This window comes from Rathayibacter sp. AY1D1 (assembly GCF_002932635.1).
Classification (GTDB): Bacteria; Actinomycetota; Actinomycetes; order Actinomycetales; family Microbacteriaceae; genus Rathayibacter.
On the sequence record NZ_PSVY01000002.1, the window covers coordinates 18,693 to 43,543 of the forward strand.

Genomic DNA, 24,851 nt, shown 5'->3' on the forward strand with positions numbered 1-24,851 from the left:
GCTGCGAGACGGGCCCTGCCGGTGGGACTACTTGATCGACTCGATCGCGGTGGCGACGGTCGAGGCGAGCTCGGAGCTCAGGGGAGCGGAGCCGGCCTGAGCGGCGGCGGCCTCCTGGCCCTCCTCGCTCGCGACGTAGGAGGCGAAGGACTTGACGACCTCGCCCTTGTCGGCGTCCGCGTACTCCTGGCACACGATGAGGTAGCTGACCAGGACCATCGGCCAGGCGTCCGCCTCGGTGCCGGTGCGGTCGATCTTGATCGCGAGGTCGTTGTCCTCGCGGCCGTCGGCGATGGGCGAGGCGGCGACGACCGCCGCGGCTCCGTCGGCCGAGATGGTCGAGAACGCGTCGCCGACCTTCAGCTGGGCCATGTCCATGCCCTGGGCGCCGGACTCGTCGGCGTAGCCGATCGTGTTGGTGCCGTTCTTGACCGCGTCGACGACACCCGAGGTGCCCTTGGCGCCGTCACCGCTCTGGTACGGGAAGGTCTGCGCGGCGGGAGCGTCCCAGACGTCGCTCGCGGTGGCCGCGAGATAGTCGGTGAAGTTCTGCGTGGTGCCCGAGTCGTCCGAGCGGTGCACGGAGGTGATGTTCGCCGACGGGAGGGTCGCGTCGGGGTTCAGGGCCTTGATCTCCGGGGCGTCCCAGGAGGTGATGGTGCCCTTGAAGATGCCAGCGATGGTGGCCGCGTCGAGCTTGAGCTCGTCGACGCCCTCCACGTTGAAGATGACCGCGATCGGCGAGATGTAGACCGGGAGGTCGATCGCCTTGGTGTCGGGGGCGCAGGCGGCGAAGGTGCCTGCGAGCTCCTCGTCCTTGAGCGCGGAGTCGGAGCCGGCGTAGTCGGCGGCGCCGTCGATGAAGTTGGTGCGGCCGGCGCCGGAGCCCTGCGGGTCGTAGTTGACCGTGACCTCGGGGTTCGCGGTCTGGAACGCGGCGGCCCAGGTGGTCTGCGCGGTGCCCTGAGCGGACGAGCCGATCCCGGTGATGGTGCCGGAGAGCGTGGAGGTGGTGGCGGAGCCGGAGCTGCCGCCTGCGGCCGGTGCCTCGTTGGCAGCGCAGGAGGTCAGCGTGATCGCTGCGACGGCGGCGACGACGGCCGCCTGGCCGAGACGCGAGAATCTCACAAGTATCCCTTTCGGGTAGGAAAGCGTGGAAAACAGAACAGGGCCTGGTGCAGCCCGCGAGCGAGAGTACGGAGGGGTCGTGTCCTGGCACCGACCGCTCGGTGAACGCGCGGTGAACGGGTCCGCCTCGGGGATTGCGGAGCGACGGGGCGGCGGGGAAGGCGCGGTGCGTCCGGCGGGTCCCGGCGGCGCGACCGGCTTGGTGCGGACGGACCCGTCGAGCCGGTCACGCAGCGCGCCCGGGCGGTCAGGCCAGCGGCGTGTGCGTCTCGATCGCTACGATGCCGGATCCGGGATGACCGGTGGAGAGGTGCACCACGGCGAAGCCCCCGGTCGGCAGCGCTGCCGCCTCGTCGAGGTAGGCGCCGAGAGGGGTCGCCGTGGCGAGGGCGATCTCGCGCAGGATCTCGGGGATCACCGGCCGGTGGCTGCAGAGGACGGCGGTGCGGCGGGCGCGGACCCGCTTGCCGACCAGGGCGCGGACGTCGGCGGTGCCCTGCTCGTGCGCCTCCTGGCTGAGGTCGTCGCGCAGCTTGACCGGCTTCCTGACCAGACCGGACAGCGGGGCGATGGTCGACCGGCAGCGCTTGGCGGTGCTCGAGACGAGGCGGCGCGGGCGCCAGGCGGCCACGGCCTGAGCGGCGGCAGCGGCCTCGACCCGGCCGCGCCCGGTGAGGCGGCGGGTGGAGTCGCGGCCGTCCCAGGAGGAGGCGGGCACCGCCTTCGCGTGCCGCAGGACCACGATCGCGAAGGTCTCGAGCGCACCGCGTGCGGCTATCCGGGCGAACTCGTCGACGATCGTCACGTCGTGCGGATAGGTCAGGTAGCTCCGGGCCCGCTTGAGCGTCACCCACTCGAGCGCCTCGACCTCGTCGTTCGGGAGGAAGTCGGACGCCAGGACGGCCTTCTCGGTCACCTGCGCCGCCCAGTAGTAGACGGCCTTCGGGCGCCCGCTCGGCAGCGTGTACTCGGTGCACCCCAGCGGCACCCCGAGCGCCACCGAGAGCCCGGTCTCCTCGCGGATCTCGCGGACCGCGGTCTCCGGGAGGGACTCGCCCGCGTCGACCTTGCCCTTGGGCAGGCTGACGTCCCGGCGGTGCGGCCGGTGGATCACGAGGATGTGCGGGCGGCCCTCGATGATCCGCCAGCACACCGCTCCTGCTGCGTAGACGGTGCCCGTCACGGGCGTCAGCGGCTGGAGGCCCGGTTGGCGGACCGTGTCGCCGCGCGCTTGCGATGGGTGATGTGCTGCATCAGCTGGTTCTGGAGGTCGGCGAGCGGAGCGCCCTCCTCGTCGAGGTGGTGCCGCGTCCAGTCGCCGTCCGGGCCGAGCCACCAGGAGGCGGTCCGCTCGTCCATCGCCCGCTCGAACATGTCGTCGATCTCGCTGAGGTGCGCCGGCTCGACGATCCGCACCAGAGCCTCGACGCGGCGGTCGAGGTTGCGGTGCATCATGTCGGCGCTGCCGATGAAGACGTCCGGCTCGCCGCCGTTGACGAAGCTGAAGATGCGGGAGTGCTCGAGGTAGCGGCCGAGGATCGAGCGCACGCGGATGGTCTCGGAGAGCCCCTCCTGGCCGGGCTTCAGCCCGCAGATGCCGCGCACCCAGACGTCGACCGGCACGCCGGCCTGGCTGGCGCGGTAGAGCGCGTCGATCACGGACTCGTCGACGATCGAGTTGACCTTGATCCGGATGCCCGAGGGCCGCCCCGCGCGGGCGTTCTCGGTCTCGGCGGCGATCCGCTTGAGCAGGCCCTTCCGGAGGTGGCGCGGCGCGACGAGCAGGCGCTTGAACTTCTTCTCGATCGCGTAGCCCGAGAGCTCGTTGAACAGGCGCGTGAGGTCCTTGCCGACCTCGGGGTCGGCCGTCAGGAGTCCGAGGTCCTCGTAGATGCGCGAGGTCTTCGGGTTGTAGTTGCCGGTGCCGATGTGGGAGTAGTGGCGGAGCACTCCGCCCTTCTCCTGGCGGATGACGAGCGCGAGCTTGCAGTGGGTCTTCAGCCCGACGAGCCCGTAGACCACGTGCACGCCCGCCTTCTCGAGCTTGCGCGCCCACGAGATGTTCGCCTGCTCGTCGAAGCGCGCCTTGATCTCGACCAGGGCGAGCACCTGCTTCCCCGACTCGGCCGCGTCGATGAGCGCCTCGACGATGGGGGAGTCGCCGGAGGTGCGGTAGAGCGTCTGCTTGATCGCGAGCACGTCCGGATCGGCCGCCGCCTGCTCGAGGAACGACTGCACGCTCGTCGCGAAGGACTCGTAGGGGTGGTGCAGGAGCACGTCGCCACGGGAGACCGCCTTGAAGACGTCCTGCCGCTGGTTGGGCTCGCTGGGCGAGAGCTGCACCGCCGTCGTCGGGACGTGGTTGGGGTACTTCAGGTCCGGGCGGTCGATCTTCTGCAGGCTGAAGAGCCCGCTGAGGTCGAGCGGGGCCGGGAGCTTGTAGACCTCCTGCGTCGTGATGTCGAGCTCGCGGACCAGCAGGCCCAGCGTCTCGTCGTCCATGTCGTCGGTGACCTCGAGGCGGATGGGCGGGCCGAACCGGCGGCGCAGCAGCTCCTTCTCGAGGGCCTTGATCAGGTTCTCGGTCTCGTCCTCGTCGACCTCGACGTCCTCGTTGCGCGTCACCCGGAACACGTGGTGGTCGAGGATCTCCATGCCGGGGAACAGGTCGTCCAGCTGGTTGGCGATCAGGTCCTCGAGCGAGATGAACCGCATCGGCTCGCCCGGCGCCGCGACGCCGGCGATCCGCACGAAGCGGGGGAGCATCTGCGGCACCTTGAGGCGCGCGAACTCGACCTTCTGCGTCTTCGGGTTCCGCACCCGCACCGAGAGGTTGAGCGAGAGGCCGGAGATGTAGGGGAACGGGTGCGCCGGGTCGACCGCGAGCGGCATCAGCACCGGGAACACCTGGGCCGAGAAGTAGTCGTCCAGCACGGTGCGCTCGGCGTCGCTCAGCTCGTCCCAGCGGACGAGGTCGATGCCGCCGTCGCGCAGGGCGGGCTCGACGAGCTCCTTGAACGCTCGGGAGTGGCGCTGCTGCAGCAGGTGCGCCTTCTCCGAGATGTCGGTCAGCACGTCGACCGGCACGCGCCCGATGTTCGTCGGCAGGGCGAGCCCCGTGAGGATGCGGCGCTTGAGGCCGGCGACCCGGACCATGAAGAACTCGTCGAGGTTGGACGAGAAGATCGCGAGGAAGTTCGCCCGCTCGAGCGCCGGAACCAGCGGATCCTCCGCGAGCTCGAGCACGCGCTGGTTGAACGCCAGCCAGCTCAGCTCCCGGTCGAGGTAGCGGTTGTCGGGGAGGAGCGGGTCCGAGTGCTCCTCCTCGTCGTCGAAGTCGTCGTCGAGGTCATCGCTGAGACCGTCTTCGAGAAGCAGGTTGTCGCCGTCCATGCGACCATCCTGGCACCGCGTCCGTCCGCTCCGCGCCGCCGCTCGTGAATGCCGGATGAACGGGGCCGGGGAAGGCCCTGTGGAGGAGTGCCGGCTCAGCGCAGCGGCGCGGCCCGCTGCAGGTACTGCACGTCGACGGAGGCGTCCGTGAACCCGAGCGAGCGGTAGAGCGCCACCGCCGACCGGTTCTCGGCCTCGACGTAGAGGTCGGCCGTGGTGCAGCCGCGCTCGAGCATCCGCGCGAGCCCGGCGTTCAGCAGGGTGCGGCCGAGTCCCCGTCCGGCCGCCTCGGGGGCGACCCCGAGGACGTAGATCTCGCCGGTCGTCGATCCGGGCTCGATCTTGAGCCAGTCGTAGCCGAGGAGCGTGCCGTCGGCGTCGCGGAGCAGGAGGAAGTCGCCCTCGTCGAACCACGGCTCGGCGCGGCGGGCCGCCAGGTCCTCCTCCGTCATCCGCCCCTGCTCGGGGTGCGCGGCGAAGACCCGCGCGTTCAGGGCGATCCACTCGGCCGGAGCGAGGTCGCGGGCGTCCGAGAGGACGACGCCCTCGGGGACGCGGACCTCGGGAGCGGCGAGCGGCTCGAGCTCGAGGTGCAGGAGGGTGCGAACCGGTGCGAAGCCGTGGGAGGCCGCGAGGGCCCGGGCGGCGGGGTGGTCGCCGTGCGCCCAGGCGAGCAGGCCCGTCCGGCCGCTCGCGAGGACCTGCTCCAGGGTCGCGGTGCCGAAGCCGACCCCGCGCCACTCCGGATCGACGACGAACTCCAGCTCGCCCTGCCCGAGGATCGCCGCCGCCACGACCACGTCCGCGCGCAGCCCCACGAGGAGGGTGCGCGAGCCGGCCCGGGCGTCGACGAGCGTCTGGTCGCTGAAGGGGGGCTGGTGGTCGAACCAGGCGGCGCGCCCGATCAGGTGCTCGAGGCCGGCCGCCACCGCGGGATCGGCCAGATCCTCAACGGACAGGTTGAGCGACTCGCTCATTGTCCTCTTCGTACACGTTGAAGCGGTATCCGACGTTGCGGACCGTGCCGATCAGCGACTCCAGGTCGCCGAGCTTCGCGCGGAGGCGCCGCACGTGCACGTCGACCGTGCGGGTGCCGCCGAAGTAGTCGTAGCCCCACACCTCGCTCAGCAGCTGCTCGCGGGTGAAGACGCGCGAGGGGTGCGTGGCGAAGAAGCGGAGGAGCTCGAACTCCTTGAAGGTGAGGTCGAGCGGGCGCCCGTGCACCTTGGCGGAGTAGCTGGCCTCGTCGATCACGACGCCCGACGCCTGGATGCGCGAGGTCGACTGCTCCTGCGCCAGCCGGCCGATCACCAGGCGGATGCGGGCGTCGACCTCGGCGGGGCCGGCCGAGTCGAGGATGACGTCGTTGACGCCCCAGTCGGCCGAGACGGCCGTGAGCCCGCCCTCCGTGAGGATCAGGATGAGGGGGACGTTGATGCCCGTGGTCGTGAGGATCTTGCAGAGCGACTTGGCGCTGGCGAGGTCCTGCCGCGCATCGACCAGGATCAGATCGCAGCTCGGGGCGTTCACGAGCTGGGCGGGCTCCGCGGGGATCTGCCGGGTCCGGTGGCTGAGGAGCCCCAGTGCGGGGAGCACCTCGGCGCCTCCCGCCGAGGTCAGTATCAACAACTGCGCCACGGATCCTCCAGAACTGGTCTGCCCGCAATACTAGCGGCGGGCCGGGAGGGGCGTCCGCCTGGGGCACAATTGTCGGATGGGCAGGGATCGGGTGGGCATCGGAGTCGTCTGGGCGCTCGCACTCGCGGGCTCCGTGCTGACTCTGGCGATCGCCGCTCCGGAGTCCCGGCAGCTCTGGCTCGCGCTGACGTTCGGCGGCTGCGTGCTCGCGACCTTCGCGGTGCAGCTCGCCGTGGCCCGCGCCGAGGGGTACCTCCTCCGCGCGATGACGAGCATCGTCGGAGCGATGGCCGTGGTCGCGGTTGCGAGCGGGATCGCCCTCCTCCTCCCCGCCTGAGCGGTCGCGCCGTCCTGTCCCGAGCACCCGGATCCGCACCGCCTGAGCGGCCGCGTCCGCCCCGCCCCGGCGTCGGAGGCGGCGGGTAGGATGAGCGCATGCTTCTCGCCCTGGAACTCTTCTACCTCGGTCTGCTCGGGCTCGCCTCCCTCGCCATCGCGTGGGTCTCCGGCGTGGTCGTCTACAAGCTCTACCGCGGCCAGCGCTAGCCGCCGCCGGAGCCCGAGTGATCTCGCTTCCGTCGGGCCTGCCGCCCGAGCTCGTCCCCCTGTCCTGGCTGCTCGGCGTCTGGGAGGGCTCGGGCGTCATCGACTACACGATCGGCGACGACTCCGTCCAGGCCGAGTTCGGCCATCGCATCAGCTTCAGCTACGACGGCCTCCCGTACCTCAACTACAACTCCTACACGTGGCTGATCGAGGAGGGCGCCGAGGAGGCGCCCCGGCCGCTGGTCACCGAGACCGGCTACTGGCGCCTCAGCCGCGCTCTGACCGACTCCGACGCCGGCCCGGGAATGCTGCCCGGCCGCGGCGCACCCGCCTTCCCCGACGCGGAGTCCGTCGAGACTCTGCGCAACGCCGCCGGCGGGTTCGACATCGAGGTCTCGCTCGTGCACCCGGACGGGGTCAGCGAGCTCTACCTCGGTCAGGTCAAGGGGCCGCGGATCGACCTCGCGACCGACGCGGTGATGCGCACCGCCGCGGCGAAGGACTACGCCGCCGCCACGCGCCTCTACGGCCTGGTCGACGACCACCTGCTCTGGGCGTGGGACATCGCCGCGCTCGGCCAGGGCCTGCGGACCCACTCCTCCGGACGGCTCGCCCGTGTCGACTGACGCGCCCTCCCCGCTCCTGGCCGCCCCGGGCGCCGTCGCGACGACGAGCGCCGCCGAGCCCGGCGTCGCCGCCCACTACGGCGAGCCCTTCCGCGAGCAGCGCGCTCTCGCCGCGGGCACCGCGCTCGTCGACCTCTCCGGCCGCGGCGTCGTGACCGTCACGGGGCCGGACCGCCTCACCTGGATCGACTCGCTTACCAGCCAGGCCGTCTCGCGCCTCGCTCCCGGCGCGTCCGCCGAGACGCTCCTGCTCGACCCGACCGGCCGGATCGAGCACGTCATCCGCCTCGTCGACGACGGCGAGACCGCCTGGCTCCTGCTCGACCGCGACGAGACGGCCGGCCTGGCCGCCTGGCTCGACCGGATGCGCTTCATGCTCCGCGTCGAGGTCGCCGACCGCACCGACGACTTCGCGACCCTCGCCGTCCTCGGCGACGGGCCGGCCCTGACGCTCGCCCTGTCCCTGGCCGAGGAGCCCGTCGTCTGGAGCGACCCGTGGTCGCTGGTCCAGCCGGGCGGCTGGCAGTACGCGCTGACCACAGAGCACCCCGGGGCCTCCTGGGAGCTCCGCGAGGTCCTGGTCCCGCGAGCGGCCCTCGAGGCCCTCGCGGAGACGGCCGTCGGGGTGGGAGTGGCCCTCGCCGGGGTCGACGCCCTCGAGGCCCTGCGCATCGCCGCCTGGCGCCCGCGCCACGCGACGGAGGTCGACGAGCGGTCCATCCCGCACGAGCTCGACCTCCTCCGCTCGAGCGTGCATCTCGCCAAGGGCTGCTACCGGGGCCAGGAGACGGTGGCGAAGGTGCACAACCTCGGGCACCCGCCGCGGCGCCTGGTCCTGCTGCAGCTCGACGGCTCCGACTCGGTCCTCCCCGCCCACGGCGACGTCGTCACGGCGCTCAAGGGCGGCGAGCCGGTCGAGGTCGGCACGGTCACCTCCAGCGCCTGGCACTACGAGGACGGACCGGTCGCCCTCGCGGTCGTCAAGCGGAGCGTCCCGGTGGACCTCGAGCTGACCGTGCTGGCCGGCGACTCGCGCGTGGCCGCGGCCCAGGAGGTCGTGGTCCCGCCCGGAGCCGGAGCGGAGGCGGGAGTGCCCCGCCTGCCCCGCCTCGGGGCGACGACCAGGTAGGCCACGCCGTGGTGGCCGCACGTCCCGCCGAGCGGGGCCGGGCGGCCGAGCGGCTGCGCGGTCTCGTCCGGACCCCCGAGCTGAGTCCCGCGCGCGCCCTCGCCCGCGCGGGGGCGTCGCTCCCCGCCGTGCTGCAGATCGTGCTCGCGGCGACCCTCGCCTACTCCGTCGCGCACTTCCTCCTCGGGCACCCCGCGCCGGTGCTGGCGCTGACGGCCACGATCTCGAGCCTCGGCATCGCGCGCGACACCCGCCCCAAGCAGGTGGCCGAGACAGCGACGGGGATGCTCATCGGCATCACGGCCAGCGAGGTCCTGCTCCTGCTGTGGGGGAGCGGCGTCTGGCAGCTCGCCGTCGTCCTCGCGATCGTCTTCACGCTCGGCCGGGCCCTCTCGCCCTCGCCGGGGTTCGCGGTGGCCGCCGGGACCCAGGCGATGCTGGTGATGGTCCTCCCTGCGCCGGACGGAGGCGTCTTCACCCGGAGCGTCGACGGCCTGATCGGCGGGCTCGCGGCGCTGCTCTGCACGGCGATCGTGCCCCGCCCGCCGCTGCGCACAGCGCGGGCCGAGGCGCACCGGCTCCTCACCGCGCTCAGCCGGACCGTGGAGGAGCTGGCCGAGGCGCTCCGCCGGGGCGACTCCTCGGCGTCCACCGCAGCCCTCGAGCGGATCCGCGGGACGCAGCCGGTCATCGACGGCTGGACCGCGGCGCTCGACTCCGCGACCGGCGTCGCCCGGATCTCGCCGTTCGTCCGCCGGCACCGCGGCGAGCTCTCCCGCCAGGCCGTGATGCTGTCCGCGCTGGACCTCGCGACCCGCAACCTGCGCATCGTCGCGCGCCGCACCGACTTCCTCGTCCGGGACGGCGCCCCGCGGCCGGAGCTCGCCGGAGCGGTCGCCGCCCTCGGCCCGGGCATCGCGCTGCTCGGCCGCGCGGTCGCCGATCCGTCGGTGCTCGCCCTGGCGCGTCAGGACATCGTGCTGCTCGCGACCACGCTCGACCCCCAGCGGCTGATCCCGGAGGCGCGCCTCGCCGAGAAGACGGTGCTCGTCCTGCTCCGCCCGCTCGTCGTCGACCTGCTCACGGCGACCGGCGCCGCTCCCGCCGAGGCGCGGGCCGCCCTGCCCCCGCTCGCCTAGGGCTCAGGAGGTCCGGTGCTCAGTCGGGCGCTCAGGAGGAGGGGGCGACCGCCTCCCACGCGACCGTCACCTCGCCCAGGCGCCAGCGCCGCGGCCCGCCGAGGACCGGCCACTCCGGCCGGAGGTCCCGGACCGCCGCGATCCAGCGCTGACCCGGACCGTAGACGGCGAGAGGGGCGTTCAGCGTCCACGCCCGCTCGAGGGAGGAGAGGAAGGCGTGCACGCCCTCGCCGGGCACGTTGCGGTGGATGAGGGCCTTCGGCAGGCGCTCGGCCGCCGTCATCGGCGAGGGGGTCGCCGCGAGCCGGAGCGAGAGGGTCAGCGAGCGCGGGCCCTCCCGGCCGACCTCGATCCAGGTGCAGATGCGGCCGATCTCGTCGCAGGTGCCCTCGACCAGGACGCCGTCGGGCTGCAGACGGTCCGTCATCGTCGCCCAGGCTCCCTCCACCGCGTCCTCGTCGTACTGGCGGAGCACGTTGAAGGCGCGGATGACGCCCGCCCGCCGCCCCGCGGGCAGGGGCACCTCGAAGCCGCCGCGCTCGAAGCGCACGCGCGCGTCCGCGGGGAACGGCGTGCCGCCCTCCCTCACCCGGGCGAGCTGGCGCCGAGCGGTGTCGACCCGTGCGGGCTCGATCTCGAGGCCGAGCACCTCGACGTCGGGCGCGGCCCGGACGAGCCGGCGGTGCAGCTCGAGCGTGGTGACCGCGCTCGCCCCGAAGCCGAGATCGACGACGAGCGGGGAGGCGGTGCTGCGCAGGACGGGCAGCTCGGCGAGCCGGCGGTCGACCCGGCGGAGGCGGTTCGTGCCCGTCGTTCCGCGGGTGACGGCTCCGATGGGCATGCTCTCCAGCGTATCCGCGGGCGAGGGGGCCGCCTCTAAGCTGGACGCATGTCCGAGACCTACACCCTCATCCTCGTGCGCCACGGCAACAGCGAGTGGAACCAGAAGAACCTCTTCACCGGCTGGGTCGACGTGCGCCTGACCGAGCAGGGAGTCGCGGAGGCCACCCGCGCCGGCGAGCTGCTGACCGAGGCGGGCCTGCACCCCGACATCGTCTACACGTCGCGCCAGACGCGTGCGATCCAGACCGCCAACATCGCCCTCGAGGTCGCCGACCGCCTGTGGATCGACGTCAAGCGCTCCTGGCGCCTCAACGAGCGCCACTACGGCGCCCTGCAGGGCAAGGACAAGGCGCAGACCCTCGCCGAGTACGGCCCCGAGCAGTTCCAGACCTGGCGCCGCTCCTTCGACGTGCCGCCGCCCCCGCTCGACGACGACGACCAGTACTCGCAGGCGCACGACGAGCGCTACGCCGACCTCGGCGACGCCCTGCCCCGCACCGAGTCGCTGAAGCTCGTGATCGAGCGGATGCTCCCGTACTGGGAGTCCGACATCAAGCCGGACCTCGCCTCGGGCAAGACCGTCATGATCACCGCGCACGGCAACTCCCTCCGCGCGCTGGTGAAGACCCTCGACGGCATCTCGGACTCGGACATCGCGGAGCTCAACATCCCGACCGGGATCCCGCTCGTCTACGAGCTGAACGAGGACTTCGAGCCCATCGGCGAGGCGCGCTACCTCGACCCCGAGGCCGCGGCCGCCGGTGCCGCCGCCGTCGCCGCCCAGGGCGCCAAGAAGTAGCACCGCCCCGCACGCGCGAACGGCCCGCCCGAGTCCTCGACTCCGGCGGGCCGTTCCCGTAGCCCCGGAGGCGGAGCGCACGGACACGTCCGGCCCGCAGGAGACGCTCGTTCCTGCGGGCCGGACGGTGAGACGGGCCGGAGCCCGAGGTGTCGACTAGGAGTAGTCGCCCGAGATCAGGTACTGGACCTTCTTGGCGATCGACACGGCGTGGTCGGCGAAGCGCTCGTGGTAGCGGCTGGCGAGGGTCGCGTCGACGGTGTCGGCGGCCTGGCCCTTCCACGCCTCGCTGAGCACCTTGTCGAAGACGCTGACGTGCAGCTCGTCGATCTTGTCGTCCTCGTCGCGGATCTCCTCGGCGATGCGCGGGTCCTGCGAGCGGAGCAGGTCGGTCAGCTTGTGTGCTACGACCACGTCGAGGCGGCCCATCTCGACGAACGTCGGACGCAGGCTCTTGGGGACCACCTTGTCGGGGAAGCGGTAGCGCGAGAGCTGGGCGATGTGCTCGGCGATGTCGCCCATCCGCTCGAGCGACGCGCTGATGCGCAGCGCCGAGACGACGATCCGCAGGTCGCGGGCGACCGGGTTCTGCCGGGCGAGGATGTCGATCGCGAGCTCGTCGAGGCTGATGGCCAGCTCGTCGATGCGCGCGTCGCTCGCGATGACCTCCTCCGCGAGGGTGACGTCGGAGTGGTTGAACGCCTGGGTCGCCTTCTCGATGGCGATCTCGACGAGTCCGGAGATCTCGACGAGTCGTTCCTGGACCTCGGCCAGCTCCTGCTGGAAAACTTCGCGCATCTGTGTTCGACCCTCTCTACGGCGCGCGCGGACGACGGCGCCGGATCTGCGGCGAGCACCTCGCACGCCGCTGCGACTGCACTCCGTGGGCGCAGGCGCAGTCATGATGACCACGGCAGGTTAACGGACGGTGCCGGGCGTTTGAACAGTACTCGACCCCCGGAGGATCGACGGGAGTCCGGTAGGGGGACGCCCGGTGGATGGTTAGCCTGGGTCCGTGGATTCGGGCTTGATCGTGGTTCTGTCGCTCGTTCTCGGTGTCGCGATCGGGATCCTTCTGACGACCGTGCTCACGCTCGCCGCCCGCCAGGGCCGCATCGCGCAGGACGTGATCTCGGTCGGGCTCCCCGAGGGGATCGAGGCGATCATCGACGCCGTCGGCTCGCCCGCCTTCGTGACCGACCCGTCTCACAACGTGCTGAAGGCGTCCACCCGCGCCGTCGCGCTCGGCCTGGTCTCGCAGGACACGCTGCTCCACCCCGACCTCGCCGCCATCGTCGACCGCGTCCGCCGCTTCGGCGACGACATCGTCCAGGACCTCGAGCTCGCGACCAGCCCGCTCTCCGACGCCGCCGTGACGCTCGTCGTCCACGCGACCCGCCTCGGCTCCCGCTACGTCCTCGTCATCGCCGAGGACCACACCGAGGCGCGCCGGCTCGAGGCCGTCCGCCGGGACTTCGTCGCCAACATCTCCCACGAGCTGAAGACCCCGATCGGCGCCGTCGGCCTGCTCGCCGAGGCCCTCGACTCCGCCGCCGACGACCCCCAGCAGGTGCGCCGCTTCGCGCACCGGCTGACCCAGGAGTCGCACCGCCTCGCGAAGATCACGCGCGAGATCATCGAGCTCTCCCGCCTCCAGGCCGCCGACGTCGCCGGCTCCGCCGAGATCATCCGCGTCGACGACGTCGTCACGGCGGCGCTCGAGACCACCCACGTCATGGCGGAGTCGCACGACGTCACCCTGGTCAAGGGCGGGATGAAGAAGGCCTACGTCGTGGGGCAGGAGAAGATGCTCGTCTCGGCGCTGCACAACCTCCTCGCCAACGCCATCCAGTACTCGCCCGCAGGCTCCCGCGTGGGCATCGGCGTCCGCTCCACCGGCGGAGTCGTCGAGATCGCCGTCACCGACCAGGGCATCGGCATCCCGGAGGAGGACCTCGACCGGGTGTTCGAGCGCTTCTACCGCGTCGACCAGGCCCGCTCCCGCCACACCGGCGGCACCGGCCTCGGCCTCAGCATCGTCAAGCACGCCGTGCAGAACCACGGCGGCGACGTCCGCGTCTGGTCCAAGCCCGGCCGCGGCTCCACCTTCACCATCCGGCTCCCCGAAGCCGACCCCGCCCGGACGCCCTTCGCGGCGACCGCCCCGATAGGAGAACACGCGTGACCAGCATCCTGCTCGTCGAGGACGAGAGCGCCCTCAGCGAGCCCCTCAGCTACCTGCTCGAACGCGAGGGCTACGACGTCACCGTCGCCGAGGACGGCAACCGCGCCGTCGCCGCCTTCGACGAGGGCGACTACGACCTGATCCTCCTCGACCTCATGCTGCCCGGCATGCCCGGCACCGAGGTCTGCCGCGAGATCCGCACCCGCTCCTCCGTCCCGATCATCATGGTCACCGCCAAGGACTCCGAAGTGGACATCGTCGTCGGCCTGGAGCTCGGCGCGGACGACTACGTCACCAAGCCCTACTCCACCCGCGAACTGCTCGCCCGCATCCGCGCCGTCCTCCGACGCCGCACCGAGGAGCCCGGCGAGGAGCGGATCGTCGTCGCGGGCCCCGTCCGCATGGACATCGAACGCCACACGGTCGAAGTCGACGGCGTCGAGACCCCGATGCCCCTCAAGGAGTTCGAGCTCCTCGAGATGCTCCTCCGCAACGCGGGCCGCGTCCTCACCCGCGGCCAGCTCATCGACCGCGTCTGGGGGAGCGACTACTTCGGCGACACGAAGACCCTCGACGTCCACGTCAAGCGCATCCGCTCGAAGATCGAGAAGACGCCGAAGGAGCCGGTGCTCCTGGTTACTGTCCGCGGCCTCGGCTACCGCTTCGACGCTTGATCGCGGGCCCTGGCGGGGCGATCTGCGGCGTTGTCGTCGGTTGCGATACCGCTGGTATCGCGCCCTCCTCCGCCTTGCAGCTCACCCCGCCAAGACCCGCGATCAACCCTGTACTGGAGGGGTGAGGTGCGGGGCCGCCGCTGCGCGACGAGCCGCGGGGTGGGGCCGTCGCTGCGCGACGAGCCGTCGAGGGTGGGGCCGTCGCTTCGCGACGAGCCGCGGGGTGGGGCCGTCGCTGCACGACGAGCCGTCGAGGGTGGGGCCGTCGCTTCGCGACGAGCCGGGCGGGGGCGTCGCTCAGGGCGTGGTGCTCGAGTGGTCGGCGTATCGAGACCCGCGCAGCCGGACGTCGCCCGCCTGGTGGTGAGTGGTTGGCCGAGCGGGTGTGTCGAGAACTGCGGGGACGACGAAGGGCCGCCCACCGGGGTGGACGGCCCTCGAGGGCGGAGGGGGCTACTCCGCGGTGGGAGCGTCGACGCCGGGCTCGGCGGTCGGAGTGGGGAGCGCGGTCCGGGCGGGGTCGGCCGTCGGGGTGACGGTCGGCGTCGCGGAGGGCGCGGGGGTCAGCGTCGAGTAGGCCTCGAGGGCGTTCGTCAGGACGGGGACGAGGAGCTCCTTGCCCTGCTCGGAGCCGTACTGGAAGTAGACGGGGAGCAGGCCGCCGGGGATTGTGTCGATGTCGTCCATCTGGACGGCCTCGGTGCTGTCGGGGCGGACCTCGGTACGGCCGGGGACGGCGTCGACGGTGTCGCTGGTGCGGCCCGCGGAGCCCTCGTACTGCACCTCGACGCTCAGCGCCTCATCGGTGGAGTTCACGAGCGTCACGATCAGGGTGCCGGCCTCGCCGTCGTCCGAGACGATCATCGCGTTGCGGATGGCGAGATCGCCGATCGTCGCGCCGACTCCGTCGCTCGGGTCGTAGATCTTGCGCGTCGCCTGCGGGGCGACGAGGTTGCAGCCGGCGGTAGCGAGGGCGACGCCGACCGCGAGAACGACGGATGCAGCGATACGCGCCTTCACAGGAACCTCCAGATCGTCGGCCCCGCTCGCCCCGGACAGGGCGACTTCACTGTGCACGAGCCGACACCAGGCTAGCGTAGCGAGCACCGCGGCTCCGCCCGTCCGGACTCCCTTCCCGCTCGGCGCGCATGGTAATCTGTCCGCCGCTGAAAGGACGTCGCATGCAGTTCGAGGTCGGAGAGACGGTCGTCTACCCCCATCACGGAGCCGCCACGATCGCCGAGGTGAAGACCCGGACGATCAAGGGCCAGGAGAAGACGTACCTGAAGCTCCGCGTCGCGCAGGGCGACCTCGTCATCGAGGTGCCCGCCGACAACGTCGACCTGGTCGGCGTCCGCGACGTCATCGGCCGCGAGGGCGTCGAGCGCGTGTTCGAGGTCCTGCGCGCCGAGGTCGTCGAGGAGCCGACCAACTGGTCGCGCCGCTACAAGGCCAACCTCGAGAAGCTCGGGTCCGGAGACGTCGTCAAGGTCTCCGAGGTCGTCCGCGACCTCACCCGCCGCGACCGCGACCGCGGCCTCTCGGCGGGGGAGAAGAGCATGCTCGCCAAGGCCCGCCAGATCCTCGTCTCCGAGCTCGCCCTGGCCGAGAAGACCGACGAGGACGCCGCCTCCGTGCTCCTCGACGAGGTCCTCGCATCCTGAACGGTCCGGCCGGCGCGCCGACCGCGGCCGTCGTCGTCGTCGCCGCCGGCAGCGGCACGAGGCTCGGCCGCGAGCGCGCCAAGGCCTACGTCGACTGCGCGGGGAGGACGATCCTCGAGCGCAGCCTGCGCACGGTGCTGCTGCTCGCGGAGCCGGTCCAGATCGTCGTCGTGGCTCCCGCCGCCCTCCTCGAGGAGACGGCCGCTCTGACGCACGCCGCCGGAGCCCCGGACGGCTCCGTCAGCGTCGTCGCCGGAGGCGCCAGCCGCCAGGAGTCAGTCGCTCGAGGGCTCCGGGCGCTCGGCCCGGCCGTCGAGACGGTGCTCGTGCACGACGCCGCCCGCGCCCTCACGCCCGTCGACCAGTTCGAGCGGGTGATCGCGGCGGTCCGGGAGACGGGCGGCGGAGTGATCCCGGGTCTGCCGGTCACCGACACGATCAAGCGCATCCGCGCCGACGGCGGGATCCTCGGCACGGTGGACCGCTCCGAGCTCGCCGCGGTGCAGACGCCGCAGGGCTTCCCGCGCGCGCTCCTCGACGAGGCCTACGCCTCGGCGGAGGAGGACTTCACCGACGACGCGGCGCTCCTCGCCTCGCGCGGCGGTCCCTCGATCGTCGTCGCCGGCGACCCGCTCGCCTTCAAGATCACCACCCCCTGGGACCTGGCCCGCGCCGAGCAGGTGCTCGCACCGCCGCCCGCCGTCGTCGTGCCGCGCGTCGGCATCGGCACGGACGTGCACGCGTTCGACGACGCGTCGCCGCTCTGGCTCGCCGGGCTCCACTGGCCGGGGGAGCGGGGCCTGTCCGGGCACAGCGACGGCGACCCGGTCGCCCACGCGATCTGCGACGCGCTCCTGGCGGCGGCGGGTCTCGGCGACATCGGCTCCCGCTTCGGCACGACCCACCCGCGCTTCGCGGACGCCCACGGCGAGGTCTTCCTCCGCGCGACCCGCGAGCTGGTGGAGGCCGCCGGCTTCGCCATCGGCAACGTCTCGGTGCAGCTCATCGGCAACCGCCCGAAGTTCTCGCCGCGGCGCGAAGAGGCGCAGAGGCTGCTCTCGGAGCTGCTCGGCGCACCGGTCAGCGTCGCCGCCACCACCTCGGACGCGCTGGGCTTCACCGGCCGGGGCGAGGGGGTCGCCGCGACCGCGACGGCACTCGTCCTCCCCACCCCCGCTGTCGCCCGGTAGTCCCCGGGCGGAGCCGCCGACCCGGCCGGGAGCGGTCCGCCCGGTAAACTCGCCCGCGTGACTCTGCGACTGCATGACTCGAAGGCCCAGGCCCTCGTCGATTTCGTCCCCCTCCGCGAGAACGAGGTCGGGATGTACGTCTGCGGACCCACCGTTCAGTCCTCGCCCCACATCGGGCACCTGCGCTCCGCCCTCGCCTACGACCAGCTGCGCCGCTGGCTGGCGTACCGCGGCTTCCAGGTCACCCTGGTGCGCAACGTCACCGACATCGACGACAAGATCCTCGCCATCGCCGAGGACGCGCGGCGTCGGGTGCCCGAGGGCGCGCCGGTCGAGCAGTGGTGGGCGCTCGCCTACCGCGTCGAGCTCGAGTTCACCGCCGCGTACACGGCCCTCGGCATCCTCCCGCCGACCTACGAGCCGCGCGCGACCGCGAGCATCGCCGAGATGATCACCCTCATCCAGATCCTGATCGAGCGCGGTCACGCCTACCCGGCGCCCGACGACTCCGGCGACGTCTACTTCGACACGCGGTCCTGGCCGGACTACGGCTCGCTCACCCACCAGCGCCTCGAGAGCATGGAGGCGGCGACCGACGCCGACCCGCGCGGCAAGCGCGACCCGCACGACTTCGCTCTCTGGAAGGGCGCCAAGGCGGAGGAGCCCGAGTCGGCCGCCTGGGCCTCGCCGTGGGGCGCCGGGCGCCCCGGCTGGCACATCGAGTGCTCCGCGATGTCGACGAAGTACCTCGGCACCCAGTTCGACATCCACGGCGGCGGGCTCGACCTGCGCTTCCCCCACCACGAGAACGAGCTCGCCCAGTCCAGCGCCGCCGGCCACGCCTTCGCCAGCTACTGGCTGCACAACGGCCTCGTGTCCGTCATCGGCCAGAAGATGAGCAAGTCGCTCGGCAACTCGGTGTTCGCCTCCGAGCTGCTCGAGGCGGCCCGCCCGCTCGTCGTCCGCTACTACCTCGGCTCGGCCCACTACCGCTCCACCCTCGAGTTCCACGACGGGGCCCTCGAGGAGGCCGAAGCGGCGCTGGAGCGGATCGAGGGCTTCCTCGAGCGCTCCCGCCGCCGCCTCGACGGCACGCGGTTCGCCGCGCTCGGCGAGCCGGTGGTTCCGGAGGAGTTCGCCGAGGCGATGGACGACGACCTGTCCGTCCCGCAGGCCATCGGCGTCCTGCACGAGACCGTGCGCGCCGGCAACGCCGCCCTCGACGCCGAGGACCTCGGCTCCGTCTCGGCCCTGCGCACCCAGGTGCTCGCGATGGCGGCCGTGCTCGGCATCGACCCGGAGGCGCCCGAGTGGGCGCGCTCCGACGACGAACCCTCGTACCGCGCGCTCAGCGTGCTGGTCGACCGCCTGGTCGCCGAACGCCAGACCGCGCGCGAGCAGCGCGACTGGGCGAGCGCCGACCGCATCCGAACCGATCTCGCCGCGGCGGGAATCACGATCGAAGACACCCAGACGGGTGCGCATTGGAGTCTCGATGGCGAATAAGCCCGGCCGCCCCGGAGCGGTCCGAAAGAAGAGCAAGGGCAAGGCCGTCGGTTCCGGCGGTCAGGGCCGTCAGGCCCTCGAGGGCAAGAAGCCCACGCCCAAGGCCGAGGACCGGCCCTACCACCCCGCAGGCAAGGCGAAGCTCGCGCGCGAGCGCTTCGTCGCCGCAGGCGGCAAGGGCCGCCCCGGCGGAGCCCTCTCCGCGGCCGCCCGCGGACAGGGGCGCCCCGCTCCGTCGCGCAAGCCCAAGAGCGGCGACGACTTCGAGATGGTGACGGGCCGGAACTCGGTCCTCGAGGCGTTGCGCGCCAGCATCCCGGCCACCACCCTCTACCTCGCGACCCGCATCGAGATGGACGACCGGGTCAAGGAGGCGCTCAAGATCGCCACCGCCCGCGGCCTTCCCGTGCTCGAGGTCATGCGCCCGGAGCTCGACCGCCTCGCCGGCCCCGACTCCGTGCACCAGGGCCTCGTGCTGAAGGTGCCGCCCTACGAGTACGCCCACCCGAGCGACCTGCTCGAGCGCAGCGTCTCCCGCGGAGCGGTCCCCCTCCTCGTCGCCCTCGACGGCATCACCGACCCGCGCAACCTCGGAGCGATCATCCGCTCCGTCGCCGCGTTCGGCGGCCAGGGCGTCATCGTCCCGCAGCGCCGCTCCGTGGGCCTCAACTCCGCCGCCTGGAAGACCTCCGCCGGAGCCGCCGCGCGCATCCCCGTCGCGATGGCGTCCAACCTCACCGCCATGATCAAGGACTTCAAGCGCGCCGGCGTCTTCGTCATCGGACTCGACGGCGACGGCGACGTGATGCTGCCCGGCCTCGAACTCGCCGACCGGCCGCTCCTCGTCGTCGTCGGCAGCGAGGGCAAGGGCCTCTCCCGCCTCGTCACCGAGCAGTGCGACGCCGTCGTCTCCATTCCGATCAGCTCCGCCACCGAATCCCTCAACGCCGGGATCGCGGCGTCGGTCGCGCTCTACGAGATCTCCAAACTCCGCTCCGCCTCCGAGTAGCGCGGGCGCCGGCACGGCGATCTGCGGCGTTGTCGTCGGGCGCGATACCGCCGGTATCGCTTCCTCCTCCGCCTTGCAGCTCACCGCGCCGGCACCCGCGCTCCAGGTCTGGATGTCAGGGGCGCCGCCTTCGGCGAGCGGACAGGGGCGCCGCCTGCGGCGAGCGGACCGAGTGCGCCGCCTGCGGCGAGCGGACCGAGTGCGCCGCCTGCGGCGAGCGAGCCGGGGGGATGCGAAGAGGGCCCGTGCTGACAGCGCGGGCCCTCTTGCGGTGGTGGGGGGTCAGACGTTCTTCGTCCAGTCGACGTCGGCGTCCTCGTCGGTGAGCTCGGCGTCGCCGGACTCGTCGAGGACGAGGTTCGGGAGGGTCAGCGCCTCGGTGGGAGGAGCGATGACCGTCGCCTCGTCGCGGCGGTGACGCAGGATGTCGTTCACGTAGGCGGTGACCGCCTCCGCCAGGGGGACGTCGCGCGCCTGCTGCTGCGACATGAACCATCGGTGCTCGAGCAGCTGGTGGAACATCTCGGCCGGCTCCAGGCGGCCCTTGAGATCACGGGGGATCGAGCGGATGACCGGCTCGAACACCTGCGCCAGCCACTCGTGCGCCACCATCTCCTCGTCCAGGCCCTGCTTGTCGTAGGTCGCCGTGTACGAGTCGAGGTCGTTGAGCAGGCGCCGCGCCTGGTTCTCCTGCGCGTCCAGCCCGGTGAGACGGAGCAGCCGCCGCTGGTGGTGGCCGGCGTCGACCACCTTCGGCTGGATCCGCACCGTGGACCCGGCCTCGTCGGTCTTGATCGCGAGCTCCTCGATGTCGAAGCCCAGCTCGTTCAGCCGGTTCACGCGGTCGTTGATCCGCCAGCGCTCCGAGGTCGCGAACGACTCGGCACCGGTCAGCTCCTTCCAGAGGCTGCGGTACGCCGCGACGATGCCGTCGGAGACCGTGATCGGATCGAGGTCGTCGTCGACGCGACCGCCGGCCTCGAGGTCGAGCAGCTCGCCGGCGATGTTGACGCGGGCGATCTCCAGATCGTTCTCGCGCTGGCCGTTCGAGAGGCCGCCCGAGTAGAGCTGCCCGGTCTCCGCATCGACCAGGTAGGCGGCGAAGGCGCCGGCATCGCGCCGGAAGAGGGTGTTCGAAAGGGACACGTCGCCCCAGAAGAAGCCGATCACGTGCAGGCGGACCAGGAGGAGCGCCAGCGCGTCGACCAGACGGGTCGCCGTGTCCGGCCGCAGCGTCTGCGAGAAGAGCGCCCGGTAGGGGAGCGAGAACTTGAGGTGACGGGTGACCAGCACGGCGGGCAGGGCCTCGCCCTCGTCGTCGGTGCGGTTCGTGATCACCGCGCCCGGCACCACGCACGGCACGTCGAGGCGCTGCAGCGTCTTCAGCATCTCGTACTCGCGCCGCGACATCTCGGCGGTCGTCTCCTTGACGGCGACGACGTGACCGGAGAGGTGGGCGAAACGGACCGTGTGCCGCGAGATGCCCTTCGGCAGGGCGGCGATGTACTCGTCGGGCCAGTCGTCGAGCCGCAGGTTCCACGGCAGGTCGAGCAGGGCCGGGTCGACGGTGGCCGAGGTGATGTTCAGGGAGCCGGACATGGTGCGCCGTTCGTGTCGCGTGTCGGACGGTGGGGGAGCCGCAGACGACGCTGCCGCCGCCCTGGAGGGGACGGCGGCAGCGTGCGGTGCAGGAGGAGGCTCAGGAGAGGCGCTCGCCCGACTCCGCGTCGAAGATGTGCACGCGGTGGTTCGCGGTCACGTACACGCGGTCGCCCGCGGTCGGGTGCACGCGGCCGTCGACGCGCGCGACGATGTCGGTGCGGCGGCCCTCGACCTCGGTGTGGCCGTAGAGGTAGCCGTCCGAGCCGAGCTCCTCGATGAGGTCGACCTCGATCGGCAGTCCGCCGGGCTGGGTCGAGACGGTGACGTCCTCCGGGCGCACGCCGAGCGTGACGACCTTCTGGCTCGTCTTCGCGAGCGCCTCGCGGGCGATCGGGAGGACGGTGTCGCCGAACTTGACGCCGCCGTCGGTGACGTCCGCGTGGAAGAGGTTCATCGCGGGCGAGCCGATGAAGCCGGCCACGAAGACGTTGTTCGGGTTCTCGTACAGGTCGCGGGGCGAGCCGACCTGCTGGAGGAGGCCGTCCTTGAGGACCGCGATGCGGTCGCCCATGGTGAGCGCCTCGGTCTGGTCGTGGGTGACGTAGACCGTGGTGATGCCCAGGCGGCGCTGCAGCGTGCCGATCTGGGTGCGGGTGGACACGCGGAGCTTGGCGTCGAGGTTCGACAGCGGCTCGTCCATGAGGAAGACCTGGGGCTTGCGGACGATGGCGCGGCCCATCGCGACGCGCTGGCGCTGGCCACCGGAGAGCGCCTTCGGCTTGCGGTTCAGGTAGGGCTCGAGGTCGAGCATCTTCGCGGCCTCGAGGACCCGCGCGGCGCGCTCGTCCTTGTTGACGCCGGCGATCTTGAGCGCGAAGCCCATGTTCTCGGCGACCGACATGTGCGGGTACAGCGCGTAGTTCTGGAAGACCATCGCGATGTCGCGGTCCTTCGGCGGAACGTCCGTGACGTTGCGGTCGCCGATGAGGATGCGGCCCTCGTTGACCTCCTCGAGGCCGGCGAGCATGCGCAGGGAGGTGGACTTGCCGCAGCCGGAGGGGCCGACGAGGACGAGGAACTCGCCGTCGCCCACCTCGAGGTTGAGCTTGTCGACGGAGGCACGAGTGGCCCCGGGGTAGACGCGGGACGCGTGGTCGAAAGTTACGGACGCCATTGTTCTTGCTCCTTCACCGGCAGGTACGTGCCGGACGATCCGAGTGAATGGAAGTGATGGTCATCATCGCGTGGGCGACTCCGACCAACCGTCACAGTATGCCACGGGGCCGACAGTCGTCGGTCGGGCACCGCGTATCCGTCGTTTGGAGGTTTCCCAGGGCTCGCGCGTAGGATTCCGGCGAGTCGCGCCCGGCGACCCCCTTCTTCCCCCTCTCTCATTCGGAGCGTTCTTGTCATGACCACCGGCGGAGCCAACGACCGTCTCTCGAAGAACCAGCGACGAGAGGCCGCCCGAGAGAAGGCGCGCCGCCTGCGCGAGCAGCAGAAGCGCCGCGACCGCGTGAGCCGCTTCGCCCTGCAGGGCGGGCTCGCCGCCGTCGTGATCGCGGTCGTCGTGATCGTGGTCTTCGCCGTCACCTCGAGCATCCGCCCCGCGGGCCCGGGCCCGGCGAACATGGCGAGCGACGGTGTCGTCATCGGCGAGAACATGGTCGCGCAGACGAGCGGTGCCGTCGCCGCCGACGGGACGCCCACCCCCAGCGCGCTCGACACCTCGGCCGGCACGGTCGACATCCGGGTCTACCTCGACTACCTCTGCCCCTACTGCGGCCAGTTCGAGAAGACCAACGGCGACCAGATCAAGGAGTGGGTGACCAGCGGTGCCGCGACGGTCGAGATCCACCCGATCGCCATCCTCACGACCCGCTCCAACGGAACCAAGTACTCGGAGCGCTCGGCCAACGCCGCCGCGTGCGTCGCGGACCGCTCGCCCGACTCCTTCTTCGACTTCAACTCCCTGCTGTTCGCCAACCAGCCGGCGGAGGGGACAGACGGACTCTCGGACGACCAGTTGAAGGACTACGCCTCGCAGGCGGGCGTCGAGGACACGGCGGCCGTGAACACCTGCATCGACGACCAGAGCTTCGTGAGCTGGGTCCGCGCCGCGACCGAGCGCGCCACCTCGGGTCCGCTGCCCGGCACGGACGTGCCCGCTGTCACGGGCACCCCGACCGTCCTGGTCAACGGCGAGGCGTACTCGGGCTCGCTGACCGACCCGGACGCCTTCAGCTCCTTCGTGCTCTCGGCCGCCGCCGACTCCTACTCGTCGGCGACTCCCGCGCCCACCTCCTCCGAGACCCCGGCGCCGAGTGACACGCCCGCCTCGACCGAGGCCCCCGCGTCGACCGAGACGCCCGCGTCGACCGAGACCCCCGCTCCCAGCGACGCCCCGGTCTCCACCGAGGCTCCGGCCTCCTCCGAGCCCACTCCGGCCGCCGCGGGCTGAGCCCCGGACGCGCAGGAGCCCCGCGCATGCAGAAGGCCCCGACCGCACACAGCGGTCGGGGCCTTCTTCTCTCCTGAGCCGACGACGGGACTTGAACCCGTAACCGCCCGATTACAAGTCGGGTGCGCTACCAATTGCGCCACGTCGGCAGGTGCACTCGCGCGCCCGGCCACCCTATCGCGGGCCCCGGATCCGCCCGGATCGGGGCCCGCCGCGTCTCACGGTTCGAGGATGCTGAGGTGCCGCTCGGCGGGAGCGGGACGCTTGGGGCCGCCGATCTTCCCGTCGGGACGGCCGACGTAGAGCCAGCCGAGCAGCTCCTCGCCCTTCTCGAGGCGATGCGCCTTCCGCACGGCCTTGTCGCGCGTGTAGGAGCCGGTGCGCCAGAAGACACCCCAGCCCGCCTCGTCGAGCAGCAGGCTCAGGAGGTGGGCGACGCCCGAGGCGACGGCCTCCTGCTCCCAGGCCGGCACCTTCGACTTCTTGACGCTGACCACGACGGCCAGCAGCAGGGAGGCGCGGTGCGTCTTCTCGATGTACTTCCGCGGGTCCTTCTTCGCCCCCGAGGCGACCGCGAAGCTGCGGCCGACCCGGTCGCGGGCGGCGCCGCGGATCTCGATGACCCGCCACGGGCGCAGCGAGCTGTGATCGGCGAGACGCGACGCCGCCGAGACGAACGCCGCGATCTCGTCGTGCCCCGGAGCCTCCGGCGTCACCTTCGAGCGCGATCGGCGCGCGAGGACGGCCTCGAGCACGGGGGAGGAGGACACGGTCACTCGCCCTCGGCCTGGAAGTTCAGGGCGATCGAGTTCATGCAGTAGCGGTCGCCGGTGGGCGTGCCGAAGCCGTCCGGGAAGACGTGTCCCAGGTGGGATCCGCAGTTCGCGCAGCGGACCTCGGTGCGGACCATGCCGAGGGTGCTGTCCTCGATCAGCTGGACCGCGTCCGGGTTCACGGACTCGTAGAAGCTCGGCCAGCCGCAGCCGGAGTCGAACTTGGTGCCGCTCTTGAAGAGCTCGGCGCTGCAGGCGGCACAGGTGTAGAGGCCGGAGCGGTGCTCGTCGAGCAGCTCGCCGGTCCACGGGCGCTCGGTGGCCGCTTCGCGCAGGACCGCGTACTGGTCGCGGTCGAGCTCCTCGCGCCACTCGGCGTCGGACTTGTTCACGGAATACGACGACATGGGTCTCCCTCGGAATCCTCGTCAGTGTACGGGGGCGGTCGCGCCCCTCCACCTGGTCCAACCCCCGGGACGACGGCTCCATTCCGCCTCCACGGGCTCTGGAGGAGACTCCCCGCCGGCACGCCGCGACGCGGTCACG

24 protein-coding genes and 1 tRNA gene are annotated in these 24,851 nt (G+C 72.0%); 12 read left to right on the top strand and 13 right to left on the bottom strand.

The features are described from left to right. Positions 1-27: 27 nt before the first annotated feature. The 5 genes from pstS to C5C56_RS01765 form a co-directional block, all read right to left on the bottom strand. The gene (gene pstS / locus C5C56_RS01745) at positions 28-1,128 is read right to left on the bottom strand and encodes a phosphate ABC transporter substrate-binding protein PstS (RefSeq protein ID WP_104224704.1); all 1,101 of its coding nucleotides are present in this window, start codon (positions 1,126-1,128) and stop codon (positions 28-30) included. A 247-nt stretch (positions 1,129-1,375) separates the two neighbouring features. Further along, the gene (locus C5C56_RS01750; RefSeq protein ID WP_104224703.1) at positions 1,376-2,311 is read right to left on the bottom strand and encodes an NUDIX domain-containing protein; all 936 of its coding nucleotides are present in this window, start codon (positions 2,309-2,311) and stop codon (positions 1,376-1,378) included. 5 nt (positions 2,312-2,316) lie between these two features. Continuing rightward, positions 2,317-4,521, bottom strand: a complete 2,205-nt coding sequence (locus tag C5C56_RS01755) for an RNA degradosome polyphosphate kinase (RefSeq protein ID WP_104224702.1) — start codon at positions 4,519-4,521, stop codon at positions 2,317-2,319. A gap of 95 nt (positions 4,522-4,616) precedes the next feature. Next, a complete protein-coding gene (gene mshD / locus C5C56_RS01760; RefSeq protein WP_104227268.1) occupies positions 4,617-5,498 on the bottom strand; it encodes a mycothiol synthase in 882 nt (293 codons plus the stop codon). Further along, positions 5,470-6,159: a winged helix-turn-helix domain-containing protein gene (locus C5C56_RS01765; protein ID WP_104224700.1), complete on the bottom strand. Its 690-nt coding sequence runs from the start codon at positions 6,157-6,159 to the stop codon at positions 5,470-5,472. The genes mshD and C5C56_RS01765 overlap by 29 nt, the downstream gene beginning before the upstream one ends. Positions 6,160-6,235: 76 nt before the next feature. On the opposite strand from C5C56_RS01765, the gene C5C56_RS01770 reads away from it, so the two are divergent. The 4 genes from C5C56_RS01770 to C5C56_RS01785 all read left to right on the top strand — a co-directional run bounded on the left by C5C56_RS01770 (position 6,236) and on the right by C5C56_RS01785 (position 9,599). Continuing rightward, on the top strand, positions 6,236-6,496 hold the full coding sequence (locus C5C56_RS01770) for a hypothetical protein (protein ID WP_146076503.1): 261 nt from the start codon (positions 6,236-6,238) through the stop codon (positions 6,494-6,496). Positions 6,497-6,722: 226 nt separating this feature from the next. After that, the gene (locus C5C56_RS01775) at positions 6,723-7,331 is read left to right on the top strand and encodes an FABP family protein (RefSeq protein WP_104224698.1); all 609 of its coding nucleotides are present in this window, start codon (positions 6,723-6,725) and stop codon (positions 7,329-7,331) included. Then, complete coding sequence (locus C5C56_RS01780; RefSeq protein WP_104273394.1) at positions 7,321-8,460, top strand: folate-binding protein YgfZ; 1,140 nt, start codon at positions 7,321-7,323, stop codon at positions 8,458-8,460. Before C5C56_RS01775 ends, C5C56_RS01780 begins: the two co-directional genes overlap by 11 nt. 8 nt (positions 8,461-8,468) lie before the next feature. Continuing rightward, positions 8,469-9,599: an aromatic acid exporter family protein gene (locus C5C56_RS01785; RefSeq protein WP_104247690.1), complete on the top strand. Its 1,131-nt coding sequence runs from the start codon at positions 8,469-8,471 to the stop codon at positions 9,597-9,599. Positions 9,600-9,630: 31 nt separating this feature from the next. Here C5C56_RS01785 and C5C56_RS01790 read toward each other — a convergent pair whose 3' ends face one another. Next, positions 9,631-10,440, bottom strand: a complete 810-nt coding sequence (locus C5C56_RS01790) for a class I SAM-dependent methyltransferase (protein WP_104247689.1) — start codon at positions 10,438-10,440, stop codon at positions 9,631-9,633. 48 nt (positions 10,441-10,488) lie between these two features. On the opposite strand from C5C56_RS01790, the gene C5C56_RS01795 reads away from it, so the two are divergent. Continuing rightward, complete coding sequence (locus C5C56_RS01795) at positions 10,489-11,241, top strand: phosphoglyceromutase (RefSeq protein ID WP_104224694.1); 753 nt, start codon at positions 10,489-10,491, stop codon at positions 11,239-11,241. Positions 11,242-11,397: 156 nt separating this feature from the next. Here C5C56_RS01795 and phoU read toward each other — a convergent pair whose 3' ends face one another. Next, positions 11,398-12,039: a phosphate signaling complex protein PhoU gene (phoU, locus tag C5C56_RS01800; RefSeq protein WP_104224693.1), complete on the bottom strand. Its 642-nt coding sequence runs from the start codon at positions 12,037-12,039 to the stop codon at positions 11,398-11,400. Between the two features lie 217 nt (positions 12,040-12,256). On the opposite strand from phoU, the gene C5C56_RS01805 reads away from it, so the two are divergent. Beyond that, positions 12,257-13,426, top strand: coding sequence for a cell wall metabolism sensor histidine kinase WalK (locus C5C56_RS01805; RefSeq protein ID WP_104224692.1), 1,170 nt, complete (start codon positions 12,257-12,259; stop codon positions 13,424-13,426). Then, complete coding sequence (locus tag C5C56_RS01810; RefSeq protein WP_104227263.1) at positions 13,423-14,100, top strand: response regulator transcription factor; 678 nt, start codon at positions 13,423-13,425, stop codon at positions 14,098-14,100. Before C5C56_RS01805 ends, C5C56_RS01810 begins: the two co-directional genes overlap by 4 nt. 453 nt (positions 14,101-14,553) lie before the next feature. Here the strand turns inward: C5C56_RS01810 and C5C56_RS01815 are convergent, their stop codons facing one another. Next, on the bottom strand, positions 14,554-15,120 hold the full coding sequence (locus C5C56_RS01815) for a hypothetical protein (RefSeq protein WP_104224588.1): 567 nt from the start codon (positions 15,118-15,120) through the stop codon (positions 14,554-14,556). A gap of 161 nt (positions 15,121-15,281) precedes the next feature. Between C5C56_RS01815 and C5C56_RS01820 the strand changes: the two genes are divergently transcribed. Genes C5C56_RS01820 through rlmB form a run of 4 tightly spaced genes read left to right on the top strand, consistent with a single transcriptional unit; the run spans position 15,282 to position 19,469 of the window. Then, on the top strand, positions 15,282-15,764 hold the full coding sequence (locus C5C56_RS01820; protein WP_104224589.1) for a CarD family transcriptional regulator: 483 nt from the start codon (positions 15,282-15,284) through the stop codon (positions 15,762-15,764). Further along, positions 15,758-16,954 (top strand): 2-C-methyl-D-erythritol 4-phosphate cytidylyltransferase, encoded by a 1,197-nt coding sequence (gene ispD / locus C5C56_RS01825; RefSeq protein WP_181137551.1) that lies wholly within the window; start codon positions 15,758-15,760, stop codon positions 16,952-16,954. Before C5C56_RS01820 ends, ispD begins: the two co-directional genes overlap by 7 nt. Positions 16,955-17,011: 57 nt before the next feature. Then, a complete protein-coding gene (gene cysS / locus C5C56_RS01830) occupies positions 17,012-18,460 on the top strand; it encodes a cysteine--tRNA ligase (protein WP_104319021.1) in 1,449 nt (482 codons plus the stop codon). After that, positions 18,450-19,469, top strand: coding sequence for a 23S rRNA (guanosine(2251)-2'-O)-methyltransferase RlmB (rlmB, locus tag C5C56_RS01835; RefSeq protein ID WP_104224591.1), 1,020 nt, complete (start codon positions 18,450-18,452; stop codon positions 19,467-19,469). Before cysS ends, rlmB begins: the two co-directional genes overlap by 11 nt. Before the next feature lie 282 nt (positions 19,470-19,751). Here the strand turns inward: rlmB and C5C56_RS01840 are convergent, their stop codons facing one another. Next, a complete protein-coding gene (locus C5C56_RS01840) occupies positions 19,752-21,068 on the bottom strand; it encodes a DUF4032 domain-containing protein (protein ID WP_104226481.1) in 1,317 nt (438 codons plus the stop codon). A 100-nt stretch (positions 21,069-21,168) separates the two neighbouring features. After that, entirely contained in the window at positions 21,169-22,245 is a 1,077-nt protein-coding gene (locus tag C5C56_RS01845) for an ABC transporter ATP-binding protein (protein ID WP_104224593.1), read from the bottom strand. A gap of 237 nt (positions 22,246-22,482) precedes the next feature. Here C5C56_RS01845 and C5C56_RS01850 point away from each other — a divergent pair, with 237 nt between their 5' ends. Then, the gene (locus C5C56_RS01850; RefSeq protein ID WP_104224594.1) at positions 22,483-23,532 is read left to right on the top strand and encodes a thioredoxin domain-containing protein; all 1,050 of its coding nucleotides are present in this window, start codon (positions 22,483-22,485) and stop codon (positions 23,530-23,532) included. A 76-nt stretch (positions 23,533-23,608) separates the two neighbouring features. On the opposite strand, the gene C5C56_RS01855 is transcribed toward C5C56_RS01850, so the two are convergent. The 3 genes from C5C56_RS01855 to msrB all read right to left on the bottom strand — a co-directional run bounded on the left by C5C56_RS01855 (position 23,609) and on the right by msrB (position 24,712). After that, positions 23,609-23,681: transfer RNA gene (locus C5C56_RS01855), tRNA-Thr, on the bottom strand. Positions 23,682-23,750: 69 nt separating this feature from the next. Next, the gene (locus C5C56_RS01860; RefSeq protein ID WP_104226480.1) at positions 23,751-24,308 is read right to left on the bottom strand and encodes a nitroreductase family protein; all 558 of its coding nucleotides are present in this window, start codon (positions 24,306-24,308) and stop codon (positions 23,751-23,753) included. After that, a complete protein-coding gene (msrB, locus tag C5C56_RS01865) occupies positions 24,305-24,712 on the bottom strand; it encodes a peptide-methionine (R)-S-oxide reductase MsrB (protein WP_104224596.1) in 408 nt (135 codons plus the stop codon). The genes C5C56_RS01860 and msrB overlap by 4 nt, the downstream gene beginning before the upstream one ends. Positions 24,713-24,851: the final 139 nt, after the last annotated feature.

Bases quoted from the DNA above. Each gene is read 5' to 3' on its own strand.
- C5C56_RS01755 (WP_104224702.1), bottom strand. From the start codon at position 4,521: ATGGACGGCGACAACCTGCTTCTCGAAGACGGTCTCAGCGATGACCTC.
- mshD (WP_104227268.1), bottom strand. From the start codon at position 5,498: ATGAGCGAGTCGCTCAACCTGTCCGTTGAGGATCTGGCCGATCCCGCG.
- C5C56_RS01770 (WP_146076503.1), top strand. From the start codon at position 6,236: ATGGGCAGGGATCGGGTGGGCATCGGAGTCGTCTGGGCGCTCGCACTC.
- C5C56_RS01790 (WP_104247689.1), bottom strand. From the start codon at position 10,440: ATGCCCATCGGAGCCGTCACCCGCGGAACGACGGGCACGAACCGCCTC.
- C5C56_RS01795 (WP_104224694.1), top strand. From the start codon at position 10,489: ATGTCCGAGACCTACACCCTCATCCTCGTGCGCCACGGCAACAGCGAG.
- phoU (WP_104224693.1), bottom strand. From the start codon at position 12,039: ATGCGCGAAGTTTTCCAGCAGGAGCTGGCCGAGGTCCAGGAACGACTC.
- C5C56_RS01820 (WP_104224589.1), top strand. From the start codon at position 15,282: ATGCAGTTCGAGGTCGGAGAGACGGTCGTCTACCCCCATCACGGAGCC.
- rlmB (WP_104224591.1), top strand. From the start codon at position 18,450: ATGGCGAATAAGCCCGGCCGCCCCGGAGCGGTCCGAAAGAAGAGCAAG.
- C5C56_RS01840 (WP_104226481.1), bottom strand. From the start codon at position 21,068: ATGTCCGGCTCCCTGAACATCACCTCGGCCACCGTCGACCCGGCCCTG.
- C5C56_RS01845 (WP_104224593.1), bottom strand. From the start codon at position 22,245: ATGGCGTCCGTAACTTTCGACCACGCGTCCCGCGTCTACCCCGGGGCC.
- C5C56_RS01850 (WP_104224594.1), top strand. From the start codon at position 22,483: ATGACCACCGGCGGAGCCAACGACCGTCTCTCGAAGAACCAGCGACGA.
- msrB (WP_104224596.1), bottom strand. From the start codon at position 24,712: ATGTCGTCGTATTCCGTGAACAAGTCCGACGCCGAGTGGCGCGAGGAG.